20 protein-coding genes are annotated in these 18,965 nt (G+C 55.2%); 11 read left to right on the forward strand and 9 right to left on the reverse strand.

Annotation, left to right across the window (positions count from 1 at the left end; genetic code table 11):
- The first annotated feature begins 34 nt into the window (after nucleotides 1-34).
- Both ACYQ04_RS03920 and ACYQ04_RS03925 read left to right on the forward strand, forming a co-directional pair.
- Nucleotides 35-229 carry a hypothetical protein gene (locus ACYQ04_RS03920; protein WP_460127520.1) on the forward strand — a complete coding sequence of 65 codons (195 nt, stop codon included), beginning with the start codon at nucleotides 35-37 and terminating at the stop codon, nucleotides 227-229.
- Nucleotides 196-519: a PIN domain-containing protein gene (locus ACYQ04_RS03925; protein WP_460127522.1), complete on the forward strand. Its 324-nt coding sequence runs from the start codon at nucleotides 196-198 to the stop codon at nucleotides 517-519. The genes ACYQ04_RS03920 and ACYQ04_RS03925 overlap by 34 nt, the downstream gene beginning before the upstream one ends.
- On the opposite strand, the gene ACYQ04_RS03930 is transcribed toward ACYQ04_RS03925, so the two are convergent.
- The 3 genes from ACYQ04_RS03930 to ACYQ04_RS03940 form a co-directional block, all read right to left on the reverse strand.
- Complete coding sequence (locus ACYQ04_RS03930) at nucleotides 511-1,284, reverse strand: hypothetical protein (RefSeq protein ID WP_460127524.1); 774 nt, start codon at nucleotides 1,282-1,284, stop codon at nucleotides 511-513. The two genes, ACYQ04_RS03925 and ACYQ04_RS03930, sit on opposite strands and share 9 nt — an antisense overlap.
- Nucleotides 1,285-1,370: 86 nt before the next feature.
- Nucleotides 1,371-2,174 carry a hypothetical protein gene (locus ACYQ04_RS03935; RefSeq protein ID WP_460127526.1) on the reverse strand — a complete coding sequence of 268 codons (804 nt, stop codon included), beginning with the start codon at nucleotides 2,172-2,174 and terminating at the stop codon, nucleotides 1,371-1,373.
- Between the two features lie 88 nt (nucleotides 2,175-2,262).
- Nucleotides 2,263-2,724 (reverse strand): DUF1931 family protein, encoded by a 462-nt coding sequence (locus ACYQ04_RS03940; RefSeq protein ID WP_167915001.1) that lies wholly within the window; start codon nucleotides 2,722-2,724, stop codon nucleotides 2,263-2,265.
- Nucleotides 2,725-2,825: 101 nt separating this feature from the next.
- Here ACYQ04_RS03940 and mobA point away from each other — a divergent pair, with 101 nt between their 5' ends.
- Entirely contained in the window at nucleotides 2,826-3,434 is a 609-nt protein-coding gene (gene mobA, locus ACYQ04_RS03945; RefSeq protein WP_460127527.1) for a molybdenum cofactor guanylyltransferase, read from the forward strand.
- On the opposite strand, the gene ACYQ04_RS03950 is transcribed toward mobA, so the two are convergent.
- Entirely contained in the window at nucleotides 3,409-3,927 is a 519-nt protein-coding gene (locus ACYQ04_RS03950) for a biotin transporter BioY (protein WP_460129821.1), read from the reverse strand. The two genes, mobA and ACYQ04_RS03950, sit on opposite strands and share 26 nt — an antisense overlap.
- 57 nt (nucleotides 3,928-3,984) lie before the next feature.
- Between ACYQ04_RS03950 and ACYQ04_RS03955 the strand changes: the two genes are divergently transcribed.
- The 3 genes from ACYQ04_RS03955 to ACYQ04_RS03965 are packed head-to-tail and all read left to right on the forward strand — an operon-like array spanning nucleotide 3,985 to nucleotide 6,259.
- Nucleotides 3,985-4,725, forward strand: a complete 741-nt coding sequence (locus tag ACYQ04_RS03955) for a biotin operon repressor (RefSeq protein WP_460127528.1) — start codon at nucleotides 3,985-3,987, stop codon at nucleotides 4,723-4,725.
- Nucleotides 4,722-5,501, forward strand: coding sequence for an energy-coupling factor ABC transporter ATP-binding protein (locus ACYQ04_RS03960; RefSeq protein ID WP_460127530.1), 780 nt, complete (start codon nucleotides 4,722-4,724; stop codon nucleotides 5,499-5,501). The genes ACYQ04_RS03955 and ACYQ04_RS03960 overlap by 4 nt, the downstream gene beginning before the upstream one ends.
- On the forward strand, nucleotides 5,498-6,259 hold the full coding sequence (locus tag ACYQ04_RS03965; protein ID WP_460127532.1) for an energy-coupling factor transporter transmembrane component T family protein: 762 nt from the start codon (nucleotides 5,498-5,500) through the stop codon (nucleotides 6,257-6,259). The genes ACYQ04_RS03960 and ACYQ04_RS03965 overlap by 4 nt, the downstream gene beginning before the upstream one ends.
- On the opposite strand, the gene ACYQ04_RS03970 is transcribed toward ACYQ04_RS03965, so the two are convergent.
- On the reverse strand, nucleotides 6,246-6,884 hold the full coding sequence (locus ACYQ04_RS03970) for a hypothetical protein (RefSeq protein ID WP_460127533.1): 639 nt from the start codon (nucleotides 6,882-6,884) through the stop codon (nucleotides 6,246-6,248). The two genes, ACYQ04_RS03965 and ACYQ04_RS03970, sit on opposite strands and share 14 nt — an antisense overlap.
- A 38-nt stretch (nucleotides 6,885-6,922) precedes the next feature.
- The gene (locus ACYQ04_RS03975; RefSeq protein ID WP_460127535.1) at nucleotides 6,923-7,336 is read right to left on the reverse strand and encodes a hypothetical protein; all 414 of its coding nucleotides are present in this window, start codon (nucleotides 7,334-7,336) and stop codon (nucleotides 6,923-6,925) included.
- A gap of 91 nt (nucleotides 7,337-7,427) precedes the next feature.
- Between ACYQ04_RS03975 and ACYQ04_RS03980 the strand changes: the two genes are divergently transcribed.
- Nucleotides 7,428-8,222 carry a DUF63 family protein gene (locus ACYQ04_RS03980; RefSeq protein WP_099211120.1) on the forward strand — a complete coding sequence of 265 codons (795 nt, stop codon included), beginning with the start codon at nucleotides 7,428-7,430 and terminating at the stop codon, nucleotides 8,220-8,222.
- A 77-nt stretch (nucleotides 8,223-8,299) separates the two neighbouring features.
- Nucleotides 8,300-10,051 carry a methyl-accepting chemotaxis protein gene (locus tag ACYQ04_RS03985; RefSeq protein ID WP_460127536.1) on the forward strand — a complete coding sequence of 584 codons (1,752 nt, stop codon included), beginning with the start codon at nucleotides 8,300-8,302 and terminating at the stop codon, nucleotides 10,049-10,051.
- On the opposite strand, the gene ACYQ04_RS03990 is transcribed toward ACYQ04_RS03985, so the two are convergent.
- Genes ACYQ04_RS03990 through ACYQ04_RS04000 form a run of 3 tightly spaced genes read right to left on the reverse strand, consistent with a single transcriptional unit; the run spans nucleotide 10,044 to nucleotide 14,210 of the window.
- A complete protein-coding gene (locus ACYQ04_RS03990; protein ID WP_460129824.1) occupies nucleotides 10,044-12,542 on the reverse strand; it encodes a DEAD/DEAH box helicase in 2,499 nt (832 codons plus the stop codon). The genes ACYQ04_RS03985 and ACYQ04_RS03990 overlap by 8 nt on opposite strands.
- 36 nt (nucleotides 12,543-12,578) lie before the next feature.
- Nucleotides 12,579-13,055 carry an Lrp/AsnC family transcriptional regulator gene (locus ACYQ04_RS03995; protein WP_460127538.1) on the reverse strand — a complete coding sequence of 159 codons (477 nt, stop codon included), beginning with the start codon at nucleotides 13,053-13,055 and terminating at the stop codon, nucleotides 12,579-12,581.
- Nucleotides 13,056-13,082: 27 nt separating this feature from the next.
- The gene (locus ACYQ04_RS04000; protein WP_460129826.1) at nucleotides 13,083-14,210 is read right to left on the reverse strand and encodes a tyrosine--tRNA ligase; all 1,128 of its coding nucleotides are present in this window, start codon (nucleotides 14,208-14,210) and stop codon (nucleotides 13,083-13,085) included.
- Between the two features lie 123 nt (nucleotides 14,211-14,333).
- On the opposite strand from ACYQ04_RS04000, the gene ACYQ04_RS04005 reads away from it, so the two are divergent.
- The 3 genes from ACYQ04_RS04005 to ACYQ04_RS04015 all read left to right on the forward strand — a co-directional run bounded on the left by ACYQ04_RS04005 (nucleotide 14,334) and on the right by ACYQ04_RS04015 (nucleotide 18,963).
- A complete protein-coding gene (locus tag ACYQ04_RS04005; RefSeq protein ID WP_460127539.1) occupies nucleotides 14,334-15,431 on the forward strand; it encodes a CGP-CTERM sorting domain-containing protein in 1,098 nt (365 codons plus the stop codon).
- Nucleotides 15,432-15,502: 71 nt separating this feature from the next.
- Entirely contained in the window at nucleotides 15,503-16,969 is a 1,467-nt protein-coding gene (locus tag ACYQ04_RS04010; RefSeq protein ID WP_460127541.1) for an ABC transporter substrate-binding protein, read from the forward strand.
- Between the two features lie 149 nt (nucleotides 16,970-17,118).
- The gene (locus ACYQ04_RS04015; protein WP_460127543.1) at nucleotides 17,119-18,963 is read left to right on the forward strand and encodes an ABC transporter permease; all 1,845 of its coding nucleotides are present in this window, start codon (nucleotides 17,119-17,121) and stop codon (nucleotides 18,961-18,963) included.
- Nucleotides 18,964-18,965: the final 2 nt, after the last annotated feature.

Raw genomic sequence — 18,965 nt, forward strand, 5'->3', positions numbered from 1 at the left:
ATGAAGAAACACCCAGGAGATAAAGTGGAGTGAGGTGGCGAGAAAGGCCATAGCGGAATATCTGGCCAAAATCGAGGCCGAAGAACTCAGTTCGGACGAACTGCTCTCGCTTCTCGGAGAGGACTTCAGAAAAGAGCTTGAGAGCATGCCCGTTGAGGAGTACGAGAAGGCGCTTAAGAAAACAAGGGATGCCGAATGGAAAAGGCTCTCTACGACACCAACGTCCTGATTGATGCCCTAAAATCCCGCAGGAAGCTCGAAGGGCACACAACGATTCTCAACATCGTGGCGTTTCCGAGGGCGCTTGAGCTCGGGCTGACTGTGATAACGCCGAGCCTCAAAGACTACCTGCTATCAATCAAGATATCCCAAGTGATGGTCAGAAGGGGGACGCCCGTTCCGGCGGTTGATGCGGTAGTTGCAGCAGTCGCGATAAACAGGGAGCTCACGCTTGTTACACGAGACGGGCACTTCGAGCGGATAAAAGAAGAGTTTGGGGAGCTGAAACTCTCAGAATGACCTTTTCCTCCAAACGAGCAAAACAATCAGAATGGCGATGAACGCGCCCAGGACAATGGCTTTCTTGAAGGTGCCCTCTGAGTGGTTCGCATGGTTCTTAATTTCGAGCTTTTTCAGCCCGCCATCGTATACGTAGAGCGTTCCGTTTGCCGCAACCAGGCACTCCTCATCGTTGCAACCGATGGCATCGCAGGCGTTCAGTATCTCCCGCCCGCCGTTTTTGGAAACTTCGACGAGACCGTTGGAGCATAAAAGGGTTTTGTCCCCTAAGAAATCAAAGTCCCCGGCACAGTTTTTAAGCCGTTGAACCTGCTCAAAGCGCCCATCGGAGTAAACGTAGATTCCGGTGCAGTTCATGAGATAAATCCTTCCTTCTACGGTCTTTACCTTCACGCCGTTGATGAAACCGCAAGGGACTGTTCCTTTTATTTTCCCCTCTCCCGAAACTTGGACAAGCGAGCAGTCCCCCATTCTCGCCGATTCTGAGATTGGAACGTAGTAAGTTCCGTTGAGGTAGGCGAAGCCCCTGCAGTCATAGCTGTGTATTCTAAAGAGAACCGAGCCATTGAGTGTTTGAATCTCCACACGGTCCGGGATGAATGTCTCAACTATCCACTGGCTTCCGTTCCACGCCAAACCGCAGGGAGTCCCGTTGACCCTGAGGGGAACCGTTGAGATGTGCCAGTCGGGCGTTACAACCGTTAAGTGGCTTCCGTTCTCATTATCCAAAACAGCCCAGACGGTTCCGTTCCATGATATATCCATCGCACTTCCTGAACCTAGAGTGAATAATCCTAAAACAAACAAAAGAAGAATGATGTTTTTAAATGTATCATCGAAAATTCCTTTCATTACCTCACCACTTTTAAATAGTTGTTAATGTCTGTGCTAAAATAGTAAACAACATATGGAAACTTTCCATATTCTTCTTCAATGTCCCTGAGAGATATTAAGTAGTCTTTTGCTCTCTCTGTGCACTTAACGGCATCACATCCGTACCCACAGTGCTCGCAATACCCTCTAACTGCTGAGTCCCATTCCATCTCGACACCGAACCCATTTTCATGGCAGAACCACATAAACTCGTTTAAATCTTGATAATTCATACCATTTGGTCTGTAGTAATCACCTTTAGTGTCGGTGACCATGTAATAATGGGGTTGCGGAGCTACATGAGTAAATCCTACTTTTTGTACACATTTTCTTGTTAAATACAATGGATCACGGTCCTCCCATCTTTCTATGGGTATCCACAGTACAGGTTTTTTGTAAGTGTCTCTAATGTAACTCACAATGTTTTTTATTTTAGTAGAATCACTAGACACGGCCCCTGCTCCCTCCAGACTGAAGTAGTACCCTGTTACCCTCCTAGCCACAGTAGAGGATTCAACTTTAATTATCCAATCCTTCATATCCTCTAGAGCCCTGGGTGTTTTAGTAGCATCATAATATGGGATTTCCACCCATATTTCAAATCCCAAACCGGATTCTGCTACGAACTTTTTCATGTCACTCAAGAGCGTAGAAAAATCCGAATATTTTCCTTCGTCGGTGGACAATAGCACAACTCCATCGAAATATTTTATAAACTCTGCAATTTGTTCTTTGGGTGTAATTTTCTTTCCAGCATAATAAAACAATGCCAGTTGAGTCATGGTATCACCATTAATAATCGCTTATCCAATAATATATAAACTTTTCGTTATGGACGGCGTTTAAAAGAGAATATCACAAAAAGAAAAATCAAAGTGTGTAATCCAGAACCTTCTTGGCCTCCTCGATGTGCTCCGGGTAGACGTTCTTAATCTCCGGGTGGAGGGCCTTGATAACCCTTCCAATGAGCACGAAGAGCGTTCCCGCGATAATTGGAAGCTCGTTGACAACCTCTTCCTCGAGCGGGATGTCGCCCGGTATCTTCTTGAGGACGTACTTCCTGATGGGCTCAATCTGGACCTTCTCGTCCTCGATGACCGCCCTGAAGAGGTTCAGGCTGTTCTTGAAGCCCTTGGTAATCGGTATGTGGCGCATCTTTATCGTGCTCGAGCGCTCGGCCTTGGCGTTCTCATAGGCAACCTCGAAGAGGTCGCTGAGCTTCTTCTCAACGATGTCCATCATCTCCTCGGCCCTCGGCTTGATGACCGCGAGCTCACAGGTCCTCTCCAGAATCTTCTGGAGCTGTGGATAGGGTATTATCATCTCGGCCATTTCCCATCACCTCCGCGTTCTTGCCGTGGTTTTTTAGTAACCTAGGGTATATAAAACTTTCGGGCCGGGAGATTTTTAAACCGGGCCCTTTAGTTCGCACCATGCTCGGCGTTATACTCGCGTTTCCGGAGAAGAGGTGGGAGAACTACACCCTGCCCGTGGACGGGGAGCCCGTCATCAAGCTCACGGAGAGGAGGCTCTTAACCGCCAAGAGAATCAACGAAACGCTCACAATAGTCAGAGGGGACAAGCTGAAGACTTACTCGCTCCACGTTTCCAAGCCCATTCCAGTAACGGCAAGGAGCAAGATGGAGGCACTTCTCAAAGCCCTCCCCGACGAACCCTTCTTCCTGGTCGAGGGCAACATGCCCCTTATAATGCCCTTCCTCGTGAACTACCTCATCGGTCTCTTCTACGAGAACGAACCTGAGGCGCTAATCCCAGTCTGGAACGACGGGAGCGCCGAGGTATTTCACGCGGTCTACGAGCCGGACGCGCTGAGGGATGCGATAGAATCGGCGCTCGCCGAGGGTTACAGGAGCTTTTCAAGGGTTACCGAGTTCCTTGACTACGAGCCGGTCTCGATAGAGGAGCTGGCGAAGAGGAATCCCAAAATAACCCTCAGCTTCTTCCGCGTCAGGAACTCCCTCGACGTCGCCTTCGCGGAGAAAACGATTGAAGAGCTCAAAGCCAGGGGAGAGCCCTTTTAACGGCCTTTGCAACTCCAACGGCCAGGATTGCCTTCGCTATGTCGAAAGGGACGAACGGGAGCACCCCAACGGCGAGGGCCTTTCCAAAGTCGCCGTTTAGATAGAGGCCCAGCCTGAGCCAGCCGAGGAGGTAAATCACGCCGATTCCGAGGATTGACCCGAGGAGCCACACTTCCACTCTCTCTGAGCGCTCGGCGAAGAGTCCAGCTATGAGTGAGGCAAGGGGGAACGCAAGCAGGTAACCGCCAGTCGGGCCGTAGATGTGGGCGAAACCGCCAGCGAATCCGGCGAAGACAGGAAAACCGATGGCACCCGCTAAGACGTAGAGGACCTGACTCGTGAAGCCGAGCCTCGAACCGAGTAAGAGACCTGAGAGGATGACCGCGAAGACCTGAAGCGTGAAGGGAACGGGCCCGAAGGGAACTTGAATCTGGGCGCTAACGGCCGTCAACGCCACGAACAGTCCAGTCAAAGATACCTCCCTCGCCTTCATGCCACCACCGACGGACACTTCCGTTAAGCTTTAAAGGGTTTGGGTTAACGAACTACCGTGCCGAGGGAGAGAATGCTTCGCGATAGCCCCGTCAAGAGGGCGATTCTGGCAGGCCCATTTCCCCTTTCCGGGGAGGAACTGGCTGAGAGATTCGGAATCTCGCGCGTTGCCGTTTGGAAGCACGTGCGGGAGCTCAGGGAGCTCGGCTACTCCATACGCTCGACCGGGAAGGGCTACGTCCTCGAGGGAAAACCGGACGTCCCCTATCCGTGGGAGCTACCCGTCAGCTCAGTCTACCTGCCGGAGACGGCTTCAACAATGGACGTCGCGTGGAAACTGGGCGACTGGACCTTTGTAGTTGCGGGGACCCAGCGCTCGGGAAGGGGGAGAAGGGGCAGCCGCTGGCCCTCCCCTCCCGGCGGCCTGTACTTCTCCGTGCCCATCTCGCCGGAGCTTCGCCTCTCCGAGGCCGGCTCGATTTTGGAGCCCGTGCTCTCGGCGCTCTTGGATGCTCTCAGCGACCTCGGCGTAGGCGCCGAACCCGTGGGAAAGGCAATCTACGTCGAAGACCTGAAGCTCGGGGGAGTCCTCGTCGAGGTCTCCGGCGAGATGGAGGAGGTGAGACGCGCCGTCGTGGGGGTCGGCCTCAACGTGAACAACCCCGTTCCGGAGGGCGCCATCTCCCTCAGGATGCTGCTCGGAGAGGTCTCGCTCCTCGAAGTTGCGAGGAAGGTGCTGCCCGCTGTCGAGGATGGTCTGAGAAGGTTTTTAAGGGTTCGGGGGAGCTCTAAGCGATGATACGGGTAGAGAACCTTCACTTCGCCTACAACGGGCGGGAAGTCCTCAGGAGAATAAACCTGGCTTTTGGGGAGGAAATCCTCGCGTTAGTCGGCCCGAACGGCAGCGGGAAGACGACACTGGCCAAGCACCTCAACGGCCTTCTGAAGCCGACGAGGGGAAGGGTTCTCGTTGACGGGATGGACACGAGGGAGCACACGGTAGCGGAGCTGAGCAGAAGGGTCGGCTACGTCTTCCAGAACCCCGAGCACATGTTCTTTGAGGAGACCGTCTTCAAGGAGGTCGCCTTTGGGCCGAAGAACCTCGGACTGGGCGAGGATGAAGTCGAGGAGCGGGTTCGCTGGGCCCTCGGGGCGGTTGGCCTTGAGGGATTCGAGGAGAGAACGCCCTACTCCCTGAGCGGTGGGGAGAAGCAGAGGTTGGCTATAGCCTGTGTGCTCGCGATGAGGCCGAAGTACCTAATACTTGACGAGCCAACGACGGGACTCGACTGGAAGGCCGAGAGGAGCGTTGTCGAGACGATTAAATCACTCCGCGAGAATGGCCACGGGGTTCTGCTCATAACTCACGACATGGATTTGGTGCTCGAGCTCGCTGAGCGCGTGGTTCTACTGGAGGATGGGAAGAAGGCCTTCGACGGCCCGGTTGAGGAGTTCTTCAGCCTCAACCTTGAGCGCCACGGGCTTGAGATGCCCGAACTGCTCGCCCTCGCTGAGAATCTTGGTGCCGGCTTCGTGAGGAGCGTTGAGGAGCTTGCGAGGAGGGTTAGGCAGTGATTTACCAGTTCTACGTCGAAAGGGACTCGCTCCTGCACTCGCTCGACCCACGGGTCAAGATAATCGGCATGCTCATCGGAATAACCTCGCTGATGCTCTTCAACGACCCGAAGGTTCTCATCCCCCTGTTCCTGCTCATCCTGCTCTCGGGCAGACTGCTCGGAAAGCTCGGAATAGGCGAGCAGTTGAGACTCCTCAAACCCCTCCTCTTCATCGTTGCGTTAACCGTCGTAATCTGGCCACTCGTTTACAAACCGAGGCTCACCGGCCTTCTCCTCGGTGTCTCGTTCTCGCTTCGCCTGCTCGGTTTTGGGCTTGTGACATTCCAGCTCCTGATGACGACGAGGCAGAGGGAGCTGATACTCGGCTTTGTCAGGCTCGGCCTCCCCTATGAGCTTGGCTTAACTTTGACGATAGCGCTCCGCTACATTCCGACGCTCTACGGCATTGCGGGCACGATAATGGACGCCCAGAGGAGTCGCGGTCTCGAGCTCGACAGGGGAAACCTTTTGGAGAGAATTCGGAAGACGATTCCAATCCTGATTCCTCTCATCGTTGCCTCGCTCAAAACGGCCCACGAGCTCAGCATAGCCCTTGAGAGTAGGGCCTTTGGAGCGAGCAAGAAGAGAACCTTTTACAGAGACATTTCGATGAAGGGAAGGGACTACCTGGCCCTTGCAATCCTGCTGGTTTGCTTCGCGTCCCTCCTGTACCTCCGCTTTGCCCTTGGCTTCGGGCACGTCGTCATCTACCGGTGAGCGTCCTGACGAGCGAGTCAACGGGAATCGAGTGGTCTCCAAGGCTCGCTATCTGCTCTGGCGGGGCCTTGAGGGCGGTGGCGTTTAGCTTGTAATGCCCGCGGTAGGAGCTAGTTCTCAGGACGAGGAGAGAATCGAAGAGCTCGGGCAGGAGGAAGAGCCGGGCGAACTCTCCCGGAAGGTCGAGCTCGTTGAAGGTAAGGGTTTCGTGATGGAGGACGAGCGTGAGCGAACCCTCATCGGCCCTCCTTCTCAGTTCCAGAAGTGTTTCCCTGGAGACACCTTTTAGCGTTGGGAACTGGGAAACGAGGACCGTTGACTCGTCTTCAACGTAATCAAGGGCCTGGAGGAGCTCATCGGCGCTGTAAACGCTGGCCGATAATAGGGTGGACGGATCGACTTCAAGGGCCCTAAGGATTGATGGGGAGAACGCCCTCTTGGGCCCGACGTGGTAGGCCTTTCCAGCTTTGAGCGCCTCACCGAGCAGGGTGTGGACGAACAGCGAGCCGGCTAACTCATCGGTTGATACGAGGGCCGACAGCGAACCCCGGCTGAATTCGACCGGGAAGCCCTCGAAGGGTTTTATCCCGCTGATTTCCTCAACTGGCTGGAAAAAGCCCGGCATCGTTTATCCTTCGCGGAGGTTCTATTTATCTTTTCCGCTCAGGGGTGTAACATTACACCGAGGGTAGCGACCCCGATGAGGCCAAGGAACCCGGCTATGATTAGCTCAACCACTATCGCTATCAGCCACGCCAGGAACGCCCTGACCCAGTCGGTGTGGAACACCGCTTTGATGACCCAGACGTAGGTAACCATGAAGGCGAGCCAGCCGAGCGCTACTCCCATCGGGCCTGCGATTGAGAACACCAGCGCCACGATTCCACCCACTATCGCGCCGAGGATTCCTCCCCCGACTATTGCGACCATTGCGCCGACTATGGACGCGTCCCTTATACCGACGAGCTTCGCACTGAAGGCCAAGATTAGCCCCGCTATAAAGAGGGCAAGGAGGAAGCCGAGGAGGGCGAGCGTTCCGAGACCCGTAAGTGCAGGTCCAGCGGGATGACCGTACATGATACCACCTCATACAACCTACGGCATTCACCTTAATAAGTTGTTCCAAAAGGTCTTTAAGGTTCGACGCCAACGACCCCCGGTGGTTAAAATGGGCATCGAGAAGGCTCTGTGGGATTTCTTCTACAATGAATTCTGGCATCCAATGTTCACTAGGAGCGGCTACAACGCCGTCAACACGTTCGTTTACGCCTTCCTCTTCGGTCTTGGAGTCATTTACTCCTACCGTTACATAATAAAGCCCCTGAAAATCAGAGTCGATGAGCGGCTCTTCTGGGCGGTAACGCCGATGGTCGTCTTTGGGGCAACGGTGAGGGCCCTCGTTGATGGGGGCGTCCTGCCCGAGAATCCGCTTATTTTAACCCCTGGAATATTCTTCACGGCCTTTGTCCTTATAGTTCCTGCGATAGTGGCCGATGCGAAGCTCAAGACCTACCCAAAGATTACAATCGGGTGGGGAACGGTTCTGGCCCTCTGGGCGAACTACATGCTCGTAACTCACGCCAAGAACTGGCGCCCATACGAGCTGACGCTCCTTTACACCTTCATAAGCTGGGCCGTGGTTTTAGCCTACTACCACTGGAGGCCCTTCGATAAGCTCTACCTCTACGCGGTTTTAGCTCACTACTACGATATGGGTTCAACGGTCGTTGGAATCCATGACTACCACTACCACGAGGTCCACTGGATTGAGAGCCACCTCGTTCACTGGTTCGGGGCCTTCGTTTACTACCCGTGGATAACCCTGATTCTAGTCGTCGTCTACTACGCTCTCAAGTACTTAGTTCCGGACGAGGAGGAGCGGCGCTTTTGGTACCTCGCGGTCTACATCATCGGCCTCGGCCCCGCAATCCGCGACCCGGCCCAGATGGTCCTTCAGGTTTGATTTCTCTTTTGTTTCTACATCCGCACCTACACAAAACCCAATTAAGTTCCCAAAGGTAACAATTTTGGGGAACGCTCATGAGAATGGAGCGGGTTGTCCGGCTGGGGATTATAGTGATGCTCATCCTCAATGTCGTGTCCGTTGCAGGGGTGTTCCTCTACGCGAGCAAGGCAAAGGCGGACGGAATCGTCATTGACATCGCGGGCAGGCAGAGGATGCTCACGCAGAAGATGTCCAAGGAAGCCCTCATTGTTGCCCTCGGAAACGACTCCTACCGCGATGACCTCCTCTCGACAGCGGAGCTCTTTGACACATGCCTCAAGGCCCTCCTCTACGGTGGAAAGGCCCCCATTCACGACAAGGAGTGGAACGTACCCCCCGCACCTCCAGAAGTCCGCGACCAGCTTGAAAAGGTTGAGAAGCTCTGGGAACCGTTCTACGCGAGCGTCAAAATCGTCGCCAAGGACGACCCCAACAGTCCTGAGTTCAAGAAGGCGCTTAACTACATCATAACCCACAACGACCAGCTCCTGGCGGAGATGAACACCGCTGTGGGTCTTTACAGCGAGACCTTTGGCAGGAAGATGACCTACCTTGAGTACTATCTCATAGTTATGCTCGTTCTCAGCGTCGTTATCGCGGTTCTCCTCCTCCGCTACCTTGGAAACATTACGTCGGAGTTCGTCGGCGTCCACGAGGAGAGCGAGAGAAAGCGCGATGAGCTCCAGCGCGAGCTTGACCTCCTGATAAGCTACATCACGGAGCTATCTGAGGGAAACCTGTCCGTTAGCCTGCCTGAGGGTAAAGGAGAGTTCGCGAAGCTCCACCAGGCCCTTGAGACCTTCAGGAAGAGGCTCATTGAGATGCTCGGCACGCTGAAGGAGACGACTGAGAGGCTCGAGGACAGCTCCCAGAGACTACTTGAAATGTCCCGCGAGGGCGTTAACCTCGTCGCCCAGGGAACCGAGGCGATACGACAGATAGCGGTCGAGGCGCAGAGACAGCAGGAGAACATCAACGAGATAACCGAGGGAATGCGCTACGTTGAGGAAATCAGCGGGGAGAGCGTTAAGGCCATGGAGGAGTTCGAGGTCTCGATGAGGGAAGTGGTGGAGATAGCGAACGAGGGACGCGAGAGGAGCAGGGCCTCGGCCAGCCAGATAGCGGGAATCCAGCGCACCATAGAGCTCGTCAAAGAGGCGGTTGACAACATCAAGGAGATGAGCAAGAACATCGTCAGCATAACCGACGTCATAACGAGCATCGCGGAGCAGACGAATTTGCTCGCGTTGAACGCGGCTATTGAGGCAGCGAGGGCAGGAGAAGCCGGTAGGGGCTTCGCGGTGGTTGCCCAGGAGATAAGGGGCCTCGCGGAGGAGAGCAAGCAGGCCGCCGACAACATAAGGAACATAATCGTCCAGATAACCGAGCGCATCGATGAGGCCTCACGGCTCACGGATCAGAGCGTCTCTGTGGTGGGAGAGAGCTCAAAGGGGCTTGAGGAAACCGTTGAGTACCTCGGCAACATAGCAACTCTCATAGAGGAGGTCACCCCAAAGATGGAGGAGGTCAAGGAGAGCATACTCCGGACGAGGGAGGAGGTAGAGAAGGCCCTCCGCGCGATGGAGAACCTCGCGGCCAGCTCCGAAGAGACGACGGCCTCAACGGAGGAAGTTACTTCAACGATGGAGGAGCAGGAAAACCTGATACGGAATCTCGAGAAGGTTGCATCGGAGATACACGACGCAGTGGAGCGGATGGTTCCAATCATAAGCGCCTTTAAAGTTGGCCTCAAGGAGAAGATAAAGGGAAAGCTCGGGCTCAGCTGAGGGTTCTCCCCTCCTCTATTTCCCTTCTGAGGAGCTTTGCTTCCTCCTCGGCCTTTCTCACGCGAAAGACCCTTGCGATTCTCTCCACCGCCTCAAGCTTCCTGACGATGCCATCCAACCAAGTGAAGACGTCTCCCGGGTAAACGATGAGGCCGTAAACCTTCCTGAAGTGCTCCGCTATCTGGCTTGGGTGCTTCCCGCTCCTGCGGAGCTCGATTATGAGGTTTCCGACGCGCTCCATCGCGTACTCGGTGCAGTCTTCCTCACCGCACATAAAGAACTCCTGGTAAATCGTGAACAGCCTTTCCGCGGAATTGGGACTCAGCTCGGGAATCACCTTGTCAAGCTCCTCCAGAATAGAAGCGAAGCTCGGCGAGAAGACGTTGGAGCTTATCCTGCCTCTCACGGCCCCCTCAAGCTCCCTCTGGAGCGTTCCACTCAGGTAAAGGTTCTCGAAGGGGTGAAGCTTGAGCGCAATCCACCTTGCTGGCTTCTCCCGAAGGTTCTTCCGGATAAACTCGGCCTCCTTTGGCAGTAAAAAGCTCATACTCACGGCCCTTCCGTAAGGAGTAACCTCGACGAGGGGCTTTTTGAGCCTTACGAGCTCGAACTCCTCCAGCTTTTCTAAAACCTTCTCGGCGCTCTGGTTGGCCCCCAAACAACGCTCCTGGACCTCTTCGATGACGTCAAGTCTGTTGAAAACGCAGGAGTGAGCGAGAACGTTGTCCTGCTCAAGCTCGTCGCTCCACTCAACCTGAACCGGCTCTATCGGGGCCGTCAGGAGCTTGAAAGCTATTTCTTCCTCGGTTCCCTCCATCTGGGCCGAATATTTTCTCCCGGGCTCGACTACGAGGTAGACCTTGCCCTTCTCGTGGTAGAGGGGCCTTCCGGCCCTTCCAAGCATCTGGTGGAACTCTCTAACAGAGAGCCACTTGTTGCCCATGGCGAGGCTCTCGAAGATGACCTGGGAGGCGGGGAAATCGACACCAGCCCCCAACGCGGCGGTCGTGACGACGACGTCAAGCCTTTGAGCCAGGAACTCCATCTCGGTAAGCTTCCTCTGCTTGTAGGGCAAACCGGAGTGGTAGGGCTTCGCGCGGAGGCCCTTGCTCGTGAGGTAGGCTGAAAGCTCGTGCGTGCGCTTTCTTGAGAATGTGAAGACTATCGTCTGCCCCTTGTAGCCCTGCCTCGACTTCCTCATCGCTTCCGCCCTGCAGAGGTTGGCTATGTGGCGCCACTTCTCGGACTCGTTGCGCGCTATTATGATGTGCCTCTCCAAGTCAACCGGCCTCTCGTCGTAGAGGACGAGCTTTAATCCGAGCTCTTTAGCCAGCTCCTCAGGATTCCCGACGGTAGCGGAGAGGCCTATGAACTGGGCCTTCGGGTAAAGCCTCCTCAGCCTCGCGATTAGTCCATCAAGTCTCGGTCCGCGCTCCTCGTCGTCGAGCGTGTGTATCTCGTCTATTACAATCGTCCCGACGTTGCCTACCTTCCTTCCGGCGCGGAGGAGGTAGTCTATTCCCTCGTAGGTTCCCACGATGATGTCGGCGTCTATGCCGGTATCCACAACCACAAGCTCGTCCCTGGTCTTTATACGGCTCATTCCAACGCGAATGGCAACCCTCAGCCCGAGCTTCGAATACCTCCTCCTGAAGTCCTCGTACTTCTGGTTTGCCAAAGCAACGAGCGGAACCAAGAAGAGGAGCTTTTTCCCCTTCATCGCCTTGGGAACTCCAGCTAATTCTCCGATTAGCGTTTTACCGCTCGCAGTCGCGGAAACGACGAGTAAGTTCTCTCCCTCAAGGAGGCCGTTCTTGACGGCCAGACTCTGAACGGGAAGGAGCTCTTTCACGCCCTCGGCCTTCAGAACTTCCTTAAACCTCTCCGGAAGCGGGAGCTCGTCAACCTTGACCTTCTCGACCTTGACGCGCTTGGCCTTCAGCTCGTCCCACTTGGTGACTTCCGGGTGCTTCGTCGGGTCGAAGCGCGGGTCGAAGGCGTAGAGCACTTTATCAAGGTCCCTAAACCTGTCGAGGAGCTTCTTCGCCTGCTCGAACATCGCTATGCTGTTGAATCTAAACCTGAGCTCCCTCTTAAGCTCGTCCTCGGCACAGCGCTCGCAGATGTACTCGTTGCGGTACTTTATCCTGTTGCCGGGCGTCAGAACGGTTATCCTGCCCTCGAGGAGGCAGAGACGGCACAGCTCGGCCTTCTCAACGCGCTTGTTCTGGAGCCTCCTCTTAAAGTAGTCCTCCCACTCGTCCGCGTTGACGAGGACGATTCTCGCCTGCCTTAAAAGCTTCTCAATCTCCTTCGGGTTGCGATAGTTGCTCCCCTCCAGAACCTTGAAGAGCCTTCCCTCTCGCATTATGAGGCGGAATATCCGCTCGGCCTTCAGGTTCTTCATCTCGCTAAGCTTTTCCGGCTCGTTCTCGATAAAGAAGGCCTCAAGCTCGTTCTTCTTCCTTCCGGGTCTGATTACGAAGAGCATCTTCACCGCCTCGGTCAGCCGTCCACTCATCACGGCTCAGCGTCGGGAGGCGTCCTCATCGGCGAGCCAGCAGTTTTTAAGCTCCTCTACGACGAGGTTCGCCTCGATGAACTTCAGGTTCCTGCCGAACTTCCGCTTCAGGCTCTTCAGGAACTCTTCCAGTTCCGCGGTGTCTCGGAACGTGGCCTTGATGAGCACCTGTGAGTCACCGGTTTTTATGTACAGGAACTCCACGTTGTCGAGCTTCGCTATGTCCCTTATCATGGGGCCGAGCCCCTCGTCGAAGCGCTCGAAGTGCAGGAACACCAGGGCCCTCACGAAGTCCCCGAGGAAAGCAGGGTCAATCACCGCCGAGTAGCCCTTAACCGCCCCGAGCCTTTCGAGCTTCTCAAGCCTGCTCTTCACGCTTGCTGGAGAGAGGTTGACCCTTTTTCCAAGCTCGGTCAGTGTAATCCTGCCGTTTGAGCGGAGGATTCTTAGAACCTCCCTGTCCTTTTCGTCAATCCCTGGCATTTTATCACCGGTAAAGGGAAAGGAAAATCAGCGGGTAATCTTGACCTGCCTCATCAGCTCAAGTGGCTCCGGGTGCTTCTCGAAGTACTCGCGAACCGGCTTGAGGAGCTCGATGAGGTATTCGGCGACGGCGTTCTTGAGGTCGAGCGGGTGGAGCTTCCCTTCCGCGAAGTCCCTCTTGAGTTCCTCAAAGGTGGTGTAGGTGACGTCGCCGCCGAACTTGGCCGGGCGGTGGATTGTGAACTCCGTCGGCTCCTCGCGGAAGATTATGTACTCGGCCCAGTCGAGGACGGGGTTGTACTTAACTTCTCTCGCCGGGCAGAAGGCCTTCCTGAGCTTTTGCTTAATCTCCTCGGGGCTGTCGTGGATAAACACAGCAGAGTAGGGCTTGCTCTTGCTCATCTTCATCTGGGTCTTAAGTTCCTTGAACTGCTCCTCGCTCTCGATGGGCCAGACCGGCGGTTCCTGCAGGCCAAGGAGGAGGTGGTGGTGTAAAGCAACGGGCTTGAGCTTCTCGCCGTTCCACTCGAGGGCGTGATAGCGAAGCTTCTGGGCAACTTCAATCGCTATGACGTGGGCCTTCCTCTGGTCCATTCCGGCGTGGGCTATGGTGACGCCCTGGTAGAAGATGTCAGCAACTTGCATCGCCGGGTAAATCAGCTTGGCGAAGTCTATCGCCTCTCCCATCTGACGCCCCATTATCGTTATCGAGCGCATCATTCTCGCGAGGGTGACGTTCTTGGAGATGTCTATTACAGTCTGCCAGTAATCACCTTTCTCCAGTATCTCGCTGGCCAGAACGAACTCGACCTTGTCGGGGTCTCCGCCCATCACCTTGATGCTCTGCTTCATGCCCTCCTTGAAGTAGCCGAGGGCGACCTTCTGAATGGTTTCCAAGTCACCACCGAGTTTGTCGTTTATCCAGCTGTGCCAGTCAGCCAGGAAAATCCTAGTCTTTATCCCAGCCTTCTGGAGGTCGGCTATCTTGGCTCCGGCCATGAGTCCGGTTCCGAGGTGAATGTAACCGCTGATTTCGAAGCCGATGTAGTGCTGCATCGGGATTCCAATCTCGAGAAGGTGCCTAAGGTTCTCCTCGGTGAGGAGCTCCTCCGTCGGCTTGCGCTTTATGAGCTCAATCTTTTCCTCAACGTCCATCACTACCACCTGAGCCTGAAACGGCGGAAGGCTTTAAGGGCTTTGCGGAAGTTTTTCTGGCTCGTTAAAGTTCCGAGCGATAAGATTTATAACCGCATTATCGCTAAAGAGGACGGTGATACCATGAGGAAGGTTGCAGTACTGTTGGCGGCAGTCGTTCTGCTGTCGGTTTTTGGGGTGGTTGCCAGCCCAGCGGTCAGCGCCGCTGACACCGGCAAGGTTGTTATAGCGGTGGATCTCGCCCACGGGGAGAACCCGAAGGGACTGACGGATGCCACCTACAAGGGCAAGCTCCTGACGAAGGGCATGCTCAAGACGCTGACGCAGTACACCTTCGTTTACTTCGGTGACACCAAGTACGAGTCCGAGCTTGGAATCAAGGACATCGGCGGCAAGATAACCTATGACGCCCTCGTGAAGAACAACGTTACAATCCTTATCCTCGGCCAGCCAATCAGCCCACTTTACCCCGACGAGATTAAGGCCATCAGGAAGTGGCTTGAGCTCGGCGGTAAGGTTCTCTGGGTCGCCGGTGACTCCGACTACGGAAACGGTGCCAAGACCCAGCAGTTCGTCGACAGCCTCCTCGACCAGCTCAACATAACCAACCTCCGTGTTGACCTCTGTTCCGTTGAGGATGCCGTCAGCAACGCCGGTGGAAAGTCCTACCGTGTCGTCGCCTACGACGACCCGTGGAAGGACACCCCGAAGAGGTCAATCCTCGTCCAGAACCTTAAGTACGGCGGTAAGATTCTTGCCCACGGTCCGGGTGTCGTCGCTTGGGTTGACAAGCCGGACGGAAGCGGGGCCTGGCACCCACTCGAACCAAAGGTTAAGCCGGACAACGCTTACGTTATCATACACTCGAGCAATCACTCGGACATAACTGAGAACAGTGCCCCGGCCGGAAAGGCGTACTCCGCCGGAAGCACCGGCCAGTTCCCAATTGTCGCCGCCCAGATTGTCAACGTCGGCAAGGACAAGAAGCCGGACGTCATCATAGTCAGCGGTGAGACTCCGATTGGCGGCTACGAGCCCATGTGGGTCAGCCAGTACTACGGTGTCAAGCTTGATGGGCCGACCGTCATAGCCAACATCCTCGAGTGGAGTGTTGAGATGACCAAGGAGAGCCAGAGCTCTTCAAGCGGTAGCAAGATATGTGGCCCGGCCCTTATCGTGGGTCTTGCAGTCGTTCCGCTCCTCCTCAGGAGGAGGAAGTGATTTCCTTCTTTTTTATATCGTTGAACCAACACGCTTTTTAAAAGATGCCCAAAGAAGGGGTGGGGATTGCCATGAGGCGCATGCTTGGAGTCCTCCTCATACTCGTTTTGGGCCTTAGCGTTGTGGCCAGCGGCTGTATTAGCGGTAGTAGTAGCAGCGGAAGTGGCACCGCGACCCAGAACTCCAAGGGAATAACCCTTGTTATAGTCACGAGACACGATGCGACGATTCAGTACCTCACGAAGGAGCTCTTCCTCAAGAGCAAGATAGCCAAGGAGTACCACATAACCAACCTTAAGTTCATAGGCGTTCCCGAGTCCCTCTGGCCGGAGTACATCAAGAAGGGTGCCGACGTCGGCTGGGGCGGAGGTCCGACCCTCTTCGATGACATGTACAAGATGGGCTACCTCGCCCCGATAACCGACCAGAAGGTCCTCGGCCTCATCGGCAAGCAGATTCCCAAGACCCTCGCCGGAATGCCGATGATTAGGGAGGAGAACGGTAAGGTCTACTGGATTGCCGCGGCCCTCTCGTCGTTCGGTTTCACCGTCAACAAGCAGGTTCTGGAGAAGCAGAAGCTCCCGTTCCCGCACAAGTGGGAGGACATAGCCACCTACAAGTGGGCCCGCGACCCGCCGATGTACGGTATAGCCGACCCGACCAGGAGCACCTCCAACACGAGGATTTACCAGATTATCCTCCAGGCCTTCGGCTGGGACAAGGGATGGCGCATAATGACCATCATAGCGGCGAACTCCAAGGTTTACGAGGCGAGTGACGCCGTCAGGGACGCCGTCATCAACGGTGAGATTGCCGCTGGAAACACCATCGACTTCTACGGCTACACCGCCATGAAGCAGAACCCGAACTGTGTCTACGTCATCCCGCAGGGCGAGAGTATCATCAACGGTGACCCGATTGCACTCCTCAAGTACAGCAAGCACCCCGAGGCGGCTCAGGCCTTCATCTACTGGGTTCTAACCGAGGGACAGGCCGTCTGGATGAGCCCCGACGTTAACAGGCTTCCGATTAACGCCGGTATCTTCAACCAGACCATAACCCAGGATGAGGCCAAGGTTCTCTTCAACGGCAAGTACGCCGGTGAGACCTTCGGTAAGGCCAGGCCGGCCCTTCTAAAGGCTTACAAGCTCGCTATAACGAGCAAGGGAATCCCGTTCAACGACAATGAGGCCCTCAAGACCGTGAACGCCCTTCAGTACTACTTCAAGGCCACCCTCATCGACGTCAATGGCCCGCTCCACCAGACCTGGATGGCCATAGTCAACGCCTACAAGAGCGGCAAGATAACACAGCAGCAGTTTGAGAAACTCAAGGAAGAACTGACCGCACCGATACAGTTCAAGGACCCGCTCACGGGTAAAATGGTAACCTTCACGGAGGAGTATGCGGCCAAGATAAACAACAAGATAGCAACGGACGCCGGCTTCCAGAGCCAGCTCATGCAGGAGTGGAGGAACGCCGCCCAGGCCAAGTACAACAAGGTCATGGAGGACCTTAAGAAGATGGAGGGTAGCTGACCTTTCTTTTCTTCATTTTGACAGGCTAAAGTCAAGAAAAGCCACTCAATCTCCCCAAACTTTCCAGACTCTTTTCAGAAACCTTTAAAATGAACTCGCAAATCCTAAGGTAGTTGCGAGTGGTTTAAAAACCGCGAGGAGGTAACACCATGAAGGTCAGCAAGTGGAGTGAAAAGCTCTTCGGAACCCCGCTGCCGGACCCGGTCGTCATAGTCTCCTTCCTGTTTCCGTTGCTGTATCTGGTGGCGTTTCTCGTGATTCCTGTCCTGGTAATGCTAGGAACGGCGTTCAAGTACAACGGTCACGTATCGCTCTACTGGTTCAAGAGCATCTTCAGCTCGAGTTACTACTTCAACCTCCATCCGGACGGATACCTAGTCAAGTCAGTGCCCTACGGAAACCATGAGGTCTACCACTTCTACGGCTGGGACTTCGGTGTCGTTCTCAACTCAATAATCGTCTCAATAAGCGTCATGATTCTAACGACGCTCCTCGGAACGTTCTTCGCCTTCATAATGGCTCGCTACGAGTTCCCGGGCAAGAACATAATGAGAATCCTCCTCTTCATCCCGCTCCTCGTTACGCCCTTCGTCAACGTCGTCGTTGTCAAGAAGATGTTCCTCCCGGACGGAATCATCAACTGGATTTTCTACCAGCACCTGCACCTCTTCCCCAAGCCAATATGGATTGACGGTCTCGTGGGTGTCGTCATAGCACAGACTATAACCTATTACCCGATAGTCTACCTCAACGCCTACGCAAGCTTCATCAACATCGACCCCAGCCTTGAGGAGCAGGCCGAGAACCTCGGCAGCAGGGGCTTCCACCTCTTCAGGACGGTTACATTCCCGCTCGCCCTGCCCGGAATAATGGCCGGTGCCATACTCGTCGGCATCTTCAGCCTCGAGGACCTCGCCGCGCCGATAGTCTTCCAGGGAAGTGCAATAGCCAAGAAGCTCATGTCCTACCAGATTTACAGCTCCTTCGTCTCGGGCTTCGCCATAGGCAACCCGCAGATGGCGGCTTTGGCCTTGATAATGCTCACCATCGCCCTCATAATGTTCCTCGCCGTCCGCTGGTACGTCGGCCTCAAGCAGTACGCGATGCTCAGCAAGGGAGGCAGATGGAAGCCGAGGGTTGCCAAGCCCAAGTGGTGGCAGGCCCTCATCATCGCGTTCGTCGCCGTTCCGCTCCTGTTGATAACCATCTTCCCGCAGATTGGAGTCATCCTGCTCGCGTTTTCAAAGCAGTGGTACGGAACCTGGCCGAGCGGCTTCACACTCGCCAACATGAAGGCCATGATTACACAGCCCGACGTCACGAGGGTAATCCTCAACAGCCTTCTGTATTCGACCGTTGCAATATTCATCATCATCCTGCTTTCGCTTACTGCATCATACGCCTCCGGCAGGTTCAAGAAGGCCAAGCTCGCCCCGATACTCGACAGCCTCGCCACAATACCGATAGCGGTTCCTGGAATCGTCATTGCCATGAGTTATTTCTTCTTCTTCTCGACGGTTCCGCCCTTCAAGGGAAGCATTCTCGACCCCACGAACCTGCTGGCGTTCTTCCCTGGAGCGGCGCTTATCCTAGCGTACTCCATTAGGCGTCTGCCCTTCGCGGCCCGTTCCATTTCGGCTGGACTCCAGCAGGTCCACGTCTCGCTTGAGGAGGCGGCAATGAACCTCGGAGCTGGCCGGTGGAAGGCACTGACGAGCATACTCCTGCCCATGATTTCCCTCAACCTGCTCGGCGGAGCGATGCTGAGCTTCGTCTACTGTATGAGCGAGACGAGCGTCGGCATCACCCTCGGTTCCATCAACTCCACGTGGTACCCGATAACGGCGAAGATGAGGGAACTCATCATGAGCGCCGTTGGAAGCGCCAACCTCGCGGCCGCGCTGGGTGTCTTCCTCATGCTCGTCCAGATAGTGGCCATAGTGCTGGCGAACATAATAACCAAGCAGAGGTACTCCTTCATCGGTCTTACCTGAGG

Source organism: Thermococcus prieurii (assembly GCF_054657655.1).